This is a genomic window from Haloferax volcanii DS2 (assembly GCF_000025685.1).
Classification (GTDB): Archaea; Halobacteriota; Halobacteria; order Halobacteriales; family Haloferacaceae; genus Haloferax; species Haloferax volcanii.
In genome coordinates this window covers 1,263,781-1,277,352 of record NC_013967.1, presented here as the reverse complement: position 1 = coordinate 1,277,352, position 13,572 = coordinate 1,263,781, and the positions used below count along the sequence as shown (strand labels likewise).

At 68.2% G+C, this 13,572-nt stretch carries 12 protein-coding genes; 9 read left to right on the top strand and 3 right to left on the bottom strand.

Annotated elements, in window-relative coordinates; genetic code table 11:
• Window positions 1-44: 44 nt before the first annotated feature.
• The 5 genes from HVO_RS11455 to HVO_RS11435 all read left to right on the top strand — a co-directional run bounded on the left by HVO_RS11455 (window position 45) and on the right by HVO_RS11435 (window position 6,881).
• Entirely contained in the window at window positions 45-1,178 is a 1,134-nt protein-coding gene (locus HVO_RS11455) for a BMP family lipoprotein (protein WP_004043537.1), read from the top strand.
• A 223-nt stretch (window positions 1,179-1,401) separates the two neighbouring features.
• Complete coding sequence (locus HVO_RS11450) at window positions 1,402-2,961, top strand: ABC transporter ATP-binding protein (RefSeq protein ID WP_004043538.1); 1,560 nt, start codon at window positions 1,402-1,404, stop codon at window positions 2,959-2,961.
• Complete coding sequence (locus tag HVO_RS11445) at window positions 2,958-4,226, top strand: ABC transporter permease (protein ID WP_004043539.1); 1,269 nt, start codon at window positions 2,958-2,960, stop codon at window positions 4,224-4,226. The genes HVO_RS11450 and HVO_RS11445 overlap by 4 nt, the downstream gene beginning before the upstream one ends.
• Entirely contained in the window at window positions 4,223-5,326 is a 1,104-nt protein-coding gene (locus tag HVO_RS11440; RefSeq protein ID WP_004043540.1) for an ABC transporter permease, read from the top strand. The genes HVO_RS11445 and HVO_RS11440 overlap by 4 nt, the downstream gene beginning before the upstream one ends.
• 139 nt (window positions 5,327-5,465) lie before the next feature.
• The gene (locus tag HVO_RS11435; protein ID WP_004043541.1) at window positions 5,466-6,881 is read left to right on the top strand and encodes a geranylgeranyl reductase family protein; all 1,416 of its coding nucleotides are present in this window, start codon (window positions 5,466-5,468) and stop codon (window positions 6,879-6,881) included.
• On the opposite strand, the gene HVO_RS11430 is transcribed toward HVO_RS11435, so the two are convergent.
• Window positions 6,856-8,052: a sensor histidine kinase gene (locus HVO_RS11430; protein ID WP_013035379.1), complete on the bottom strand. Its 1,197-nt coding sequence runs from the start codon at window positions 8,050-8,052 to the stop codon at window positions 6,856-6,858. The two genes, HVO_RS11435 and HVO_RS11430, sit on opposite strands and share 26 nt — an antisense overlap.
• A 129-nt stretch (window positions 8,053-8,181) precedes the next feature.
• Window positions 8,182-9,465, bottom strand: a complete 1,284-nt coding sequence (locus tag HVO_RS11425; protein WP_049914874.1) for an amidohydrolase — start codon at window positions 9,463-9,465, stop codon at window positions 8,182-8,184.
• Window positions 9,466-9,593: 128 nt separating this feature from the next.
• Here HVO_RS11425 and HVO_RS11420 point away from each other — a divergent pair, with 128 nt between their 5' ends.
• Together HVO_RS11420 and HVO_RS11415 are read left to right on the top strand one after the other, a co-directional pair.
• A complete protein-coding gene (locus tag HVO_RS11420; RefSeq protein WP_004043545.1) occupies window positions 9,594-11,144 on the top strand; it encodes a Na+/H+ antiporter NhaC family protein in 1,551 nt (516 codons plus the stop codon).
• Window positions 11,141-11,404: a DUF7513 family protein gene (locus tag HVO_RS11415; RefSeq protein WP_004043546.1), complete on the top strand. Its 264-nt coding sequence runs from the start codon at window positions 11,141-11,143 to the stop codon at window positions 11,402-11,404. The genes HVO_RS11420 and HVO_RS11415 overlap by 4 nt, the downstream gene beginning before the upstream one ends.
• Before the next feature lie 64 nt (window positions 11,405-11,468).
• Here HVO_RS11415 and HVO_RS11410 read toward each other — a convergent pair whose 3' ends face one another.
• A complete protein-coding gene (locus HVO_RS11410) occupies window positions 11,469-11,798 on the bottom strand; it encodes an uS10/mL48 family ribosomal protein (protein ID WP_004043547.1) in 330 nt (109 codons plus the stop codon).
• Between the two features lie 159 nt (window positions 11,799-11,957).
• Here HVO_RS11410 and HVO_RS11405 point away from each other — a divergent pair, with 159 nt between their 5' ends.
• Complete coding sequence (locus HVO_RS11405) at window positions 11,958-12,413, top strand: bis(5'-nucleosyl)-tetraphosphatase (protein WP_004043548.1); 456 nt, start codon at window positions 11,958-11,960, stop codon at window positions 12,411-12,413.
• A gap of 172 nt (window positions 12,414-12,585) precedes the next feature.
• Window positions 12,586-13,572 carry a DUF5787 family protein gene (locus HVO_RS11400; protein ID WP_004043549.1) on the top strand — a complete coding sequence of 329 codons (987 nt, stop codon included), beginning with the start codon at window positions 12,586-12,588 and terminating at the stop codon, window positions 13,570-13,572.

The window sequence follows — 13,572 nt, the reverse complement described above, 5'->3', positions numbered from 1 at the left end:
TTATGCAATTTTCGCGGCCCCTGTCTCAATAGGAGTTCATAGATATGGACAGACGTTCTTTTGTCAAAGCGGCAGGGGTCGCGGGTATCGCTGGCCTCGCAGGTTGTACGGGCGGACCGTCCGAGGGGAGCGAAGACACGACGGCGGCGACGACGACCGAGTCGTCCGGCGGCGATGAGACCACGACGGCCGAGCAGACGACCGAGGAGTCCGGTCCGTCGGCCAACGTCGGCATGGTCTACGCGCTCGGCGGTCTCGGTGACAAGTCGTTCAACGACGCCGCGAAGCGCGGCATCGAGCAGGCGGAATCGGAACTCGGCATCGCCTACGACGAGGTCCAGCCCTCGGCGGCGGAGGAGTTCCCGCAGTTCCAGCGCCGGTTCGCGCAGTCGTCGAGCCCGGACTACGACCTCGTGTCGTGTATCGGCTACGCGCAGAAGTCCGCGCTCTCCGAAACCGCGCCGAGTTTCTCGGACCAGAAGTTCATGATCGTCGACGACGTGGTCGACGAGGACAACGTGGCGAGCTACCTGTTCCGCGAGGAGCAGGGCTCGTTCCAGGTCGGCTACCTCGCCGGCCTCATCACGACCCAGGAGTTCTCCGCTGGCTCCGGCTCGACGACGGCCGACTCGAAGAGCGTCGGCTTCGTCGGCGGCACCGAGACCGAGCTCATCCGCAAGTTCCAGGCCGGCTACGAGGCCGGCGTGGCGCACGCGGACGAGGAGATATCCGTGGACGTGGCCTACGTCGGGTCGTTCTCCGACTCCGCGAAGGGCAAGGAAATCGCCACCTCGATGTACGACAACGGCGCTGACGTCGTCTACCACGCGGCCGGCGGCAGCGGCCTCGGCGTCTTCCAGGCGGCCAAAGAACAGGGCAAGTTCGCCATCGGCGTCGACTCCGACCAGTCGCAGACCGAACCGAACTACGCCGACGTCATTCTCGCCTCGATGGTCAAGCGCGTCGAGTCTGCGGTGTACACCTCCGTTGAGAACGTCATCAACGACGAGTTCAACGGCGGTTCCACCACGACGCTCGGCCTCGAAGAGGACGGCGTCGCCGCCGTCTACGGCGCGGAACTCGGGTCCGAGATTCCGCAGGACGTGAAGGATTCGCTCTCGGAGTCCCGCGAAGCCATCATCGCCGGCGACATCGAGATTCCGACGACGACCGAGTAACGCCACGCTCGACACACGCAGTTTTTTCGACGCCGCGCGCCGAGCGACAGGGGTCCCGAACCTCGAGGTCAATGTTGCCGCTTTCACACCGCAGTCGGTCGAATATGCTCGCGGGTTGAACGGTTCGAACTCCCCGAGAACCGCCGCAACACTCCGTGTGGACCACTCCCGCGTCGAGTCGAATCCCACGAGTTTAAGCGAACCCCCCGAAAAAAGGCTCAAGATGAGCACCGCTGTTCATCTCGACGAAATCACAAAACGGTTCCCCGGCGTCGTGGCGAACGACGACGTGGACCTGACCGTCGAGCGCGGCACGGTGCACGCACTTCTGGGAGAAAACGGGGCCGGCAAGACGACGTTGATGAACATCCTCTACGGGCTCTACGAACCCACGGAGGGGACCGTCCACGTGGACGGAAAACCGCGGGACTTCGATTCGCCCGCGGACGCAATCGACGCCGGAATCGGTATGATTCACCAGCACTTCATGCTGGTCGACCCCATGACGGTCGCCGAGAACATCGTCCTCGGCAACGAACCGCGCAAGTGGTTCGGCACGACCGTCGACCGGGAGCGTGCGCGCCAAGAGGTCATCGACCTCTCGAACCGATACGGATTCGACGTGAACCCCGACGACGCCATCGAGGACGTGAGCGTCGGCGTTCAACAGCGCGTCGAAATCTTGAAAGCACTCTATCGCGGGGCCGACATCCTCATTCTGGACGAGCCCACCGCGGTCCTCACCCCGCAGGAGGTCGAAGAGCTGTTCCGCGTCTTCGAGGAGCTGACCGCACAGGGCAAGACGATTATCTTCATCAGCCACAAGCTCGGTGAGGCCATGCACGCCGCCGACGACATCACCGTCCTCCGAAACGGGAAGAACGTCGGCACCGTGAAGGCCGACGAAACGTCGAACGAGGAACTCGCCGAACTGATGGTCGGCCGCGAAGTCCTCCTCGAACCGAAGGCCGAACCGCAGGAGCCGGGCGACGAGGTGCTCTCGGTGCAGCGGCTCTCGGCCACGGACAACCGCGGCGTGCCCGCCGTCTCGGACGTGTCGTTCGATATCCGCGAGGGCGAGGTGTTCGGCATCGCGGGCGTCGACGGCAACGGCCAGTCGCAGTTGGTCGAGGCCATCACCGGTCTGCGGACGCCGACCGAGGGCTCGATTTCCTACAAGGGCCGGGACATCACCGACGCCTCGCGTCGGTCCCGCATCGACGACGGGATGGCGTACGTCCCCGAGGACCGCCACGAACGCGGGCTCGTGATGGACTTCGACCTCGTCCAAAACGGTATCCTCGGCAGCCAGCACAGCCCGCCGTTCGCCGCCGCCGGCCGAATACACTGGTCCGACGCGCGCGAGCACACCGAGCGAATCATCGACGAGTACGACGTTCGACCGCCGCACGCCGACGCCGACGCCGAGTCCTTCTCCGGCGGCAACCAACAGAAGTTCATCGTCGGCCGCGAGTTCGAACGCGACCCGGACTTCGTCGTCGCCACCCACCCGACCCGCGGCGTGGACATCGGCGCGATGGAGTTCATCCACGAGCGGCTCTTGGACCTCCGAGCGGAGGGGAAGGCGATTCTCCTCATCTCCTCGAAGCTCGACGAGGTACAGGGCCTCTCGGACCGCCTCGGCGTCATGCACGACGGCGAACTCATGGACATCGTAGACCCACGCAACACCACCGAAGAAGAGATTGGCCTGCTCATGGCCGGCGAACGCCCCGACGCCGGCGCGACCGATGCGGAACCGCCCGTGGGTGACGCCAAATGAGCGCGGCCGAAACGGCGAAATCCGTCCTCCGGCGGCTGACGGCCGCCTCCGCGACGGAGCGCATCCTCATCAGCTTCGCCGCGCTCGTCATGGCCGTGGTCATCGGCGCTGGCATCATCCTCGTCTCCGGCCGCGTCACGACGTGCCAGACCGCGGCGACGACGCTGTTCGGAACCGGGTTCTGTTACGACCCCGTCGAAGTGTATCTCGTGCTGTTCAACGGGGCGCTCGGCGAGCCGTTCCTCGTGAACAGCCCGGGAGTTCTCAAACCGCTCAACCCCGACTGGAACCCGCTGAACTTCGGGTTCGCGCTCACACTCAAGGAGACGACGCTCCTCATCTTCACCGGCCTCTCGGTCGCCGTCTCCTTCCGCGCGGGCCTGTTCAACATCGGGACGCAGGGACAGCTCGTCCTCGGCGGCCTCGCCACGGCGCTGTTTTCGTTCTTCGTCGCGCCGCTGCTCCCGTCCGGGCTCGTCGGCGGCCTCATCCTGATTCCGCTCGCGGTCATCGTCGGCGCGCTCGTCGGCGGTCTCTACGGGGCGATTCCGGGCGCGCTCAAGGCGTACGCCGACGCCAACGAGGTCATCACGACCATCATGCTGAACTTCATCGCGGCGCAAATCGCGTTCGTCCTCGTCAGCGAGTTCTTCGGCAACCCCGACTCGCAGGTCGTCGAGACGACGCCGCTTCCCGACTGGGCGACGCTCCTCCCGGTGGCGTTCCCGCAGGGCGGCGACTTCTCGCTTCTCGCGCTCGCGTTCGGCCTCGCGCTCGTCGTCGCCGTCTGGTTCCTGCTCGAACAGACCTCGTTCGGGTACGACCTCCGGACGAGCGGCGAACAGCCCGAGGCCGCCGAGTACGGCGGCGTCGACGCCAAGCGGACGACCGTCACGAGCATGTTCCTCTCGGGCGCGCTCGGCGGGATGGGCGGCGCTATCTGGGTGCTCATGGTCATGGGCAAGTGGCAGGCCGGCGTCCCCTCGCTCGGGTTCGACGGCATCACCGTCTCCATCCTCGCGGGGAACAACCCGTTCGGCGTCGTCCCGGCGGCGCTCCTGTTCGGGACGCTCAAGTCCGGCTCCCTCGCGGTCCAGTTCGGGACCGGCGTCCCGAAACAGCTCGTCGGCGTCCTCCGCGGGCTCATCATCCTGTTCGTCGCGATGCCCGAGTTCTTCCGCATGCTCGGCTCCGCCATCGACCTCGAACCGGACCGCGAGACCGTGGCCACGGACGGCGGCCGCCTCGGAGGTGACGACGAATGAGCACGACCACCATCGACCGACTCCGCGACACCGAACTGTCTTACAGAGCGACCCTCGTCGGCGGCGCGGTGAGCGTCTTCCTGCTCATCGCGCTGCTCGGCCTCGCGTTCCCGAGCAGTATCTGGGGTAACTTCCTCGCCATCCTCACGAGTCGGAGCACGCTCTCGTCGGCGCTGCGGCTCTCGGTGCCCATCACGTTCGCCGCGCTCGGCGGTATCTTCTCCGAGAAGGCCGGCGTGGTGAACATCGGACTCGAGGGACTGCTCATCATCTCGGCGTTCACCGCGGTCATCACGACGGCCATCGTCGGCCCCGAGATGACCGTCGTCGGCCTCCCGGCCATCTGGATTGGCTTCTTCGCCGGCATCCTCTCGTCGGTGCTGTTCTCGGCGCTGTTCGCCGTGGTCTGCATCCGCTTCAAGGCCGACCAAATCATCGCCGGCCTCGCCGTCTGGCTCATCGCGCTCGGCCTCGCGCCGTTCGCGGCGACCGTCTACTACGGCGGCGTCAACACCGACAACCTCGGGACGACACTCGGGACGTGGACGATTCCCGTCCTCTCGGACATCCCGTTTTTCGGCGCGTTCTTCGACGCCGACCCCGCGGTGTACATGATGCTCGTCGCGGTCCCGGCGTCGTGGTACGTCCTGAACCGCACGGCGTTCGGCCGCCACGTCCGCGCGTCCGGCGAGAACCCGAAGGCGCTCGACACCGTCGGCGTCGACGTGAGCCGCGTCCGCTACGCGGGCGTGCTCCTGTCGGGCTTCCTCGCCGGCATCGGCGGCTCCGCGCTGTCGCTCGGCCTCGGCCAGTTCGTCGGCAACAACCAGACGATGGTCAACGGGAAGGGCTTCATCGCCATCGTGGCGTTCCTCTTCGGGAACTACAACCCCGTCGGCGCGTTCGGCGCGTCGTTCCTCTTCGCGGGGCTGGAGGCCGCCCAGATTCGCCTCCAGCAGGTGCCCGGCTACGGCGTTCCCGACTCGCTCATCCAGACGGTTCCGTACGTGACGGTGCTCGTCGTCCTCGCGCTCGTCGGCCGCACCCGCATCCCGGCCGCGTCGGGCGAACACTACGACACCGGCGACGACAACCGCTGAGCGACGCTCGACCTCTCGGATTCTCCGTTTTCAACCCCCGTCGAGCGCCGCGTCTCGTCGCGGTCGCCGCCCTCGGACTCGCCGCGCGCGGTCGGTGCGGGAGTAAAGAGTTTTCAGCCCGCGATATGGAGGTGATACCATGTCCACAGACGAGAACGACACCGCCGAGGACTCCTCGGCGAGCCCACGGACCCAGTCCGTGGACGTGGTGGTCGTCGGCGCGGGAACCTCCGGCTGTTACGCCGCCGCCACCATCGCAAACGCGGGCTACGACGTGACCATCGTCGAGCGAAAGCCCGAGGAGGAAGCGGGCCACATCGCCTGCGGCGACGCCCTGAAGGGCGCAGACGCCTTCCCCGAGGCGATTCCGAAGTCGAAAATCGAGCCGGCGTTCACCAACACCGAGGTCGACCACGGCCGCTTCGAGATTCCGCAGGAGGACACCGTCCTCGACATCCCGGTCCCCGGCGAACTCGCCGTCATCGACCGCTGGGAGTACGGCCGGCTCATCATCGAGGGCGCGGAGGAAGCCGGTGCTGACCTCCACTACGACACGGTCGTCCAGGACGTGAAACAGGACGACGACGGCACCGTCACCGGCATCGTCGCCAAGCACGACGGCGAGGTCGTCGAGTACGACGCCGACATCGTCATCGACGGCGCGGGCTCGCTGTCGCTCCTCCAGGACAAGGTGGACTTCTCCGACGCCACCTTCGACACGAACGTCTCCTACCAGCACTTCTCGTCGGCGTACCGCGAGGTCGTCGAGGTCCCCGAGCCCGTCGAGTGGTCGGACGCGCTCGTGTTCAAACCCGCCGAGGTCGCCGCGGGCTACGTCTGGTACTTCCCGCGGACCGAGACCGAAATCAACGCCGGTCTCGGCTTCCAGATGACCGAAGAGCCGATGAAGCTCGTCGACGACCTGAAGAGGGACCTCCGGGAGCGCCCCGAGTTCGAGGGCGCGGAGGTCATCGACAAGCTCGGTGCCGCCCTCCCGACCCGCCGCCCCTACGATTCTGCGACCGCGCCGGGCTACATGGCCGTCGGCGACGCCGCGGCCCACGTCAACCCGACGACCGGCGGCGGCATCGCCGGCGCGGCCTACGCCGGCAAGTACGCCGGCGAGCAGGCCGCTATCGCGCTCGACGCGGGCGACGTGAGCGAGGAGCTGCTGTGGCGCTACAACCAGCGCGTCATGGACCACTTCGGCGGTCGCTACGCCAGCCTCGACGTGTACAACATCCTCTCGACCGCCGTCGACGTGGACGACCTGATGGGTCTCATCGCCTCCATCCCCGGCGAGAAACTGGCCGAGGCGCTCTACTCCGGGACGACCTCGTTCGGCCCGGTCCTCCTCGCGCAGACCGCGGCGTCGAGCTACGGTCACTGGAGCCGGATTTACGAGTTCTTCAAAATCAAGCGTCTGGCCGACGAACTGTTGGCCCACTACGGCCGCTACCCGAGCCGGCCGAGCGCCCTCGAAGGGTGGCAAGTCGAGCGGGACCGCATCATGGACGACATTTACGAACTCACGGGCGCGGACCCGAAGTACTGACCTCGGACTCCGCCGCGAACGAGACGCCCCGGAACTCGAACCGCGCGCCCCCGTTTTTGCCGGTCGTCGCCGTCACCTCCCAGCCGTGAGCGTCGGCGACGCCGGCGACGATGGCGAGACCGAGACCGGTCCCCCGCGAGTCGGTGCTGTATCCCGACTCGAAGATGCGGTCTTGTTCTTCCGGCGGGATGCCGGGGCCGTCGTCCTCGACGAAAAAGCCGTCTTCGAGCGGGCCGACGCGGACGTTGACGCCCGGCGTCCCCCCGTCGGCGTCGGCTCTCGCCCGGCGGCCGCTCGCGTCGGCTGCGCTCTTGTCGGCGGCGGGAGACGGGGTCTCGGTCGGAACGTCGCGGCTCGCGGTCTCGTCTGGGGACTCCCGGCGGCTCGTCGAGCCGTGTTCGACCGCGTTCCGAAACAGGTTCTCGAAGACGGCGGTGAGCCGGCCCCGGTCGGCGAGCAGCCTCGCGTCGGCCTCGACGGTGAGTCCGGACGCCCCGAGACTGGTGTTTGTCACCGCGTCGGCGGCCACGGTGGCGAGGCTGACGGGTTCGACCTCGCCGACCTCCTCACCGACGCGGGCGAGTTGGAGCACGTCCTGAATGAGCGCCTCCATCCGGTCGTGGGCGTCAGCGACCGTCGAGAGGTGTTCGGTTCCGTGCCCCTCGCGGGCGAGTTCGAGTCGCATCTGGGCGACGTTCAGCGGGTTCCTGAGGTCGTGGGTGACGACCGACGCGAACTGGTCGAGCCGGTCGTTGCGGCGGCGCAGTTCCGTCTCGCGGGCGTCGCGGTGGGTCGACCACCGGACCGCGCCGACCGCGAGCGCGACCGACCCGACGAGGAGCGTCCCGTCCTCGAAGACGAGCGTGACCGCCTCGGGCTGGGCGACGACCTCGTCGACCGCGTCGCTGACGGCGTAGACGGCGAACAGCGCGGTCCCGGCGTACAGCGGCCGCCAAACCGCCGGCACGTGGCGGACGCCGCCGACGACGAACGCGCCGGCGACGGGAATCGGAATCAAGAGGAGTTCGACGGCGAACCGGAGCCAGTGGACCTCGGAGCTGTGGGGGAAGACGGCGACCTGGACGACCGCGACGCCGACGGCGATGCCGACGACTGCGAGACCCGGACGCAGGTCTGTGTCTTCGGTCGATTCACCGCCGAGGAACCCCATCGCTGCCGGCTATGCACGGGGGGGACAAATAACCGCTGGCGGTTCGTCGCGGGCTGTTCGGCCGGTCGTGCGCCGTTTCCGACGCAGTAACGCGGCCCGAGATGGCTCGAACGACGCGCTCGGACCGTCTTAGGGACGCTCGGTCGCAATTCGGTCGACGCTTTCGGCGAGCACGTCGACGGCGATGCGGATGGTCTCCTCGTCAACGTCGAACGTCCGGGTGTGGTGGCCGCCGGGGTGGTCCGTGCCGACGCCGACGTAGGCCGCCAGCCCGCCGCGGTCCTGGACGTGCTGCATGAGGTAGGTCGCGTCCTCGCTGCCGCCGAGGTCGTCGCGGTCGAGAATCGAGGTGACGCCCTCGACGCCCTCGCTCACGCCGCCGACGATGGCCGCGAGCGCGTCGTCGCTGCGGGCGCTCGGGGCCTTGCCCTCGACGTTGATTTCGACCTCGCAGTCGTGCATCGCGGCGGACGACTCGATGACCGTGTGAGCGCGGTCTTCCATGTACTCCATGAGCTCCGTCGTCGCGCCGCGCACCTCGCCTTCGATGAACGCCTCTTCGGCGACGATGTTCGTGGCGGTCCCGCCGCCCATCAGGCCGACGTTGACGCGGGTCGCGCCGTCCGAGTGCCGGGAGATACCGTAGAGGTTCTGCGTGGCCGCCGCGGCCCCGAGGTTCGCGTTCTTCCCCTCCTCGGGCTTCGCGCCCGCGTGGGCCGGCGCGCCGGTGAACTCGGCGCGGAAGTGCGAGACCGCGAGGAAGCCGTCGATGCCGCAGACGACCTCGCCGGTCGGGTGGTCGAGGCCGACGTGGAGCGCGAGCAGGTAGTCCACGTCGTCGAGGTGGCCGCCCTCGGCGACGGCCTTGCCGCCGGCGACCTGCTCTTCGCTCGGCTGGAAGAACAGCTTGAACGTCCCCTCGAAGTCGGAGTCGATGACGGCGTCGAGGACGCCGAGGCCGATTGTCGCGTGGGCGTCGTGGCCGCAGGCGTGCATGAAGCCCTCGTTCTCGGAGCGGAAGCCCTCGGCGGCCGGGAGGTGGTCGTCGGCCTCGGACTCGGGGATGGGGAGCGCGTCGATGTCGACGCGGAGGCCGACGGTCGGCCCCTCGCCGCGCTCGACGACCGCGACCGCGCCGGTGTAGCCGCCGGCGAGGCGGTCGAGTACGTCCTCGCGCGCGCCGGCCTCGCGGGCCCGCTCGACCCACGCGTCGAGTTCGGCGTCGTCGGGGACGGCCATGCGCTCGTCGGCGTCGAGTATCTCCGGGCCGACGTAGAGCGCGTCGAGGTCGCGCGTCTCCAGTTCGTCGACGAGGCGGGCGGTGGTGTAGAACTCGCACCACGCGGGTTCGGGGTGGCGGTGCAGGTCGCGGCGAAGCGAGACGAGGTCGTCCATCGTCGCTCGGTGGCTCATGTCTGGACTCTTTTCCCCCGGCGATGATAAACGCTCCCGACGTTTCGTGGGCAAGAAACGCAAGTTTGGAAGAAATAGTTGGAGGAAATTCGTGCCTATTATATATCCCAGTCAAGCTCTGACAAACGATGCCAGAAGAACCGGACATCGAGCTCAGTTTCCGTGGCGGGCGCCTCGTGAGCGCCCTGCCCATCGCCCTGTTCATCGCGTGGGCGATTTTCCAGAGTGGTATCCTCGGTATCGGCGATACGACCGGCCTCGTCGCGGGGATGCTGACAGGACTCATCGCGGGACTGCTGTTCGTCCGGGGAGACTGGAAGGACTACGCGGATGTCATCTTCGCCGGCATGACCCGCCGGGTCGCCGCGACGGCGGTCGTCGCGTGGCTCTGGGCGGGCATGTTCGCAGAGACCATTCAGGTCGGCGGCTTCGTCGACGGCCTCGTCTGGGCGGCCACGGTCCTGAACGTCGGGCCGGGGCTGTTTCCGGCCGTGACGTTCCTGCTCGCGGCGCTCCTGGCGACCGGTATCGGCACCGGCTACGGCACCGCAATCGCCTTCACGAGCCTCGTCTTCCCGGCGGGGCTGCTCCTCGGCGCGAACCCCGTGTTGCTGTTCGGCGCGATTCTCTCCGGCGCGGTGTTCGGGGACAACCTCGCGCCCGTCAGCGACACGACCATCGTCTCCGCGGTCACGCAGGACGCCGACATCGGCGGCGTCGTCGCCTCCCGCGTGAAGTACGCCGTCGTCGCGGCGGCGCTCGCAATCGCGGCGTACCTCGTCGCCGGCTTCGGTATCCCCGGCGTCTGGGGCGGCATGCCGCACGTCGACGTGGCCGGCGAGGTCTCCGCGTCGGTGTCGCCGTGGGGGCTCGTCCACCTGCTCGATATCGCCGTGGTCATCGCCCTCGCCGTCCGCGGGCGGCACATCATCGAGGCCGTCTCGTGGGGGCTGCTCCTCGCGGCGGCGTTCAACGTCGCGCTCGGCGCGGCGAACCTCGTGGACGTGTCGGCCGGGAGCATGCTCCTGTTCAGCGCGCCGCAGAACGGCCTGACGCAGGCGGTCGAGGCGCTGCCGCTCCTCGGTGCCGTCGTCGAGACCGTCCCCGCGGGGCAGGTCGGCGTCGGCGGCAGCGTCTACTCCGGCGCGGCCGGCTTCTTCCCGCTTATCGTCCTGACGCTGTTGCTCGTCGCGGGCGCGGAAATCATGCGCGCCGGCGGGGGCTTCGACGCGATTCAGGAACTCGTCATCGACCGCGTCGCCACGACGGTCCGCCGCGCGGAGACCACGATGGTCGTCGGGACGGCGCTCGTCAACGCGACGGTCACCATCAACACGGCGGCCGAAATCGCAATCGCGCCGTACATCGCCACGCTCGGCAAGCGCTTCAACATCAACGGCTACCGCCGCGCCAACATCCTCGACGCCAACACCTCGGCGCTCGGCTACATCTTCCCGTGGGGCGGCGGCCTCCTCGCCGGCTACGGGGCCATGCAGGGTCTCGTCGGCGGCGAGGCGACGCCGTGGTTCACGGCCGAGATGCTCGTGAACCCCGCGTCGGTCTTCCCCTACGTGTTCCACGGCTGGTTCCTCGTGGCGGTGTTCCTGCTCGCCGCGTGGACCGGCTACGGCCGCGAGTACGTCTCCGACCGCACGAGTGAGGAGGTGAGCCGCGTATGAGCCGCCTCGACAAGCTCTTGGCCGGCTGGACGTTCCGCACCGCGACGCCGACGTTCGAACCCGGCGAGGTCATCACGGCCTACGTCAGCGAGCGCAACGGTGACGGACTCACCGTCCGCATCGGTGACTCGGTTATCCGGGTCGAAGACGGCGAGGACGCGGCCGTCGAGGACAAGGTTCGGCTTGAGGTCACGTCGTTCGACGCGAGCAACCACGTCGGTACCGGTGACGTGGTCGAGGTGCTCGGACCGGACGTCTGAGCGGCCGAAAAACCGGGACGAAAAAGCGCAGACCCGCGTCTTCTTTCGCGCTCCGTGGCCGCCGTCAGCGACGGTGACCGAGCGGTTTCTTCTGTTCGACTTCGATTTCGAGGTGGACGCCGTCGGGGAACTCCCTGAGGCCGACTTCGCGGGCGATCTGGTCCGCGCCGTGGATTTCGAGCCGACGGGTGTACACGGGGTAGGTCCACGACGAGAACTGGTCGCCGGGCTGGAGCGTCCGATACTGCGGGACGCTCACCTGCTTCGGCTGGTCGGAGTGGGGGCCGCGGCACTCCGCGCCCTTCCGCTCGACGAACTGCTTGAGGTCGTCGACCACTCGGTCGAGGACCGCCTTATCACCGCTTTGAAAGGTGAGTTTCGTGACGAAGGCCATAGCTGGGTACTACTCCTTGTTGCACGCTCCGACGGTAAAAGCGCATCTACACGAACCGGGGACCCCGGGCTTCCGCCGCCCGAATCCCGAACGAACGACCGTGCGAACACGCTACAGCCTCCGATACCCTCTTAAAGGGTGGCACGTTTATTTCGGGTAATGGCAGTCGAAGCGGTCAGCGCTGGAGCCATTCTCTTCCGCGACACCCGCGGCCGGAGGGAGTACTTACTCCTGAAGAGCCGTCCCGGGGACTGGGAGTTCCCGAAGGGCGGGGTCGAAGGGGACGAGGAGCTTCAGCAAACGGCAATCAGGGAGGTCAAAGAGGAGGCGGGAATCCAAGATTTCCGCCTCATCGACGGCTTCCGCGAGGACTACAGCTACGTCTTCGAGGCGAACGGGACGACGATTCACAAGACGGTTCACCTCTTTATCGCGCGGTCGTTCGAGGCGTCCGCGGAGCTCTCGACGGAGCACCGCGACCTCCAGTGGCGCGACTACGAGCAGGCCATCAACACCATCACGCAGGACGGCCCCCGCGAGATATTCGAGCGCGCCCACGAGTTCCTCGACGACCTCGCCGCGAAAAACGAGGGCGAACACAAGTACCTGAAGTAGCGTCGGCCGAACCGGCCGACGCCCGAGACGCGACGCCAGCGAGCGACAGCGCCGCGCGTCGGCGCGGGCGGCGCGGGCGGCGACAGCCGCGGTATCATCTGCGTCATCGTCGAACCACGCGCCGAAGCCACCCGACCGAAACGCCTTCGGCCTCCCGCCGCAACTCCCGGTCGTGAGCGACGCCGCCGACCGCGACCGTGACCCCGAGTTCGCCTTCGAGCTCCGGGTCTGTCGCTGGGCCGAGCGCGCGTGGCATCCCGACGGCCCGCGCCCCGCGTTCGTCGCCCGACAGCTCGGCACCCGACAGCGCCGCTGGGACACCGTCGTCGTCGAGGTCGACCCCGAGGCGTTCGCCGCCCGGCGCGCCCTCTCGACCGACGGCTTCGACTCGGACCTGTTGCGCGTCGTCCGCCACGCGCCCGCCGAGTGGACGTGGTACAGAGACGCCATCCCCGAACCCGACTTTCCGTGGCGACACGTCGTGCCGGCGGTCCACCGCGCCGCGGGGCTCGGACTGGTCGAGAAGCGCCGCGGTTCGCGGAACCGCGTCGAGTACCGGCGGACCGCCCCGTACCCCGACTGGGTCGAGCGCGTCGTCGCCATCGAGAACAAGCCGGACCTCGACGCCAGCGCCGCCCGCGCGCTCGCGGACCAACTCGAACACGACGTGTCGCGGGCGCTCGCCGACGAGGTCTGGGTCGCCACCGAGGTGACGGGCCGGCGGGTCGAACCCGCACTGTTGGAGGACCTGCCGGTCGAAGTCGGCATCCTCGGCGTCGACGACGACTCGGCGGAGGTGCTGTGGCACCCGAGCTCGCTCTCGCCCGTCTCCGAAGACGCCCGGCGGCGACTCGTCCTCGCCGAGCGCGCCTACGACCGCGGCTGGCGCAACTACGTGGACACGATGCGACCGGACTGCCGACAGTTCGAACTCGACCGACGCGGCCGGGCGCTCGTCCCGCGGTGCGCCGCGAAAGACTGCTATCAGAGCCAGCGCGAGTGCGCCCACTCGTGTCCGTCGTTCGAGCCGGAGCCGCCGGCGTGGCGGATGAACGGCTGGCCCATCGAGGGCGGCCCCGGCAAGGGCGTCCGCCGGATTCTGGAGGCGCGGCGCGAGCGCGAACGAGACCGCGCCGAGCCCGGCAGTGAGAACGCCTAA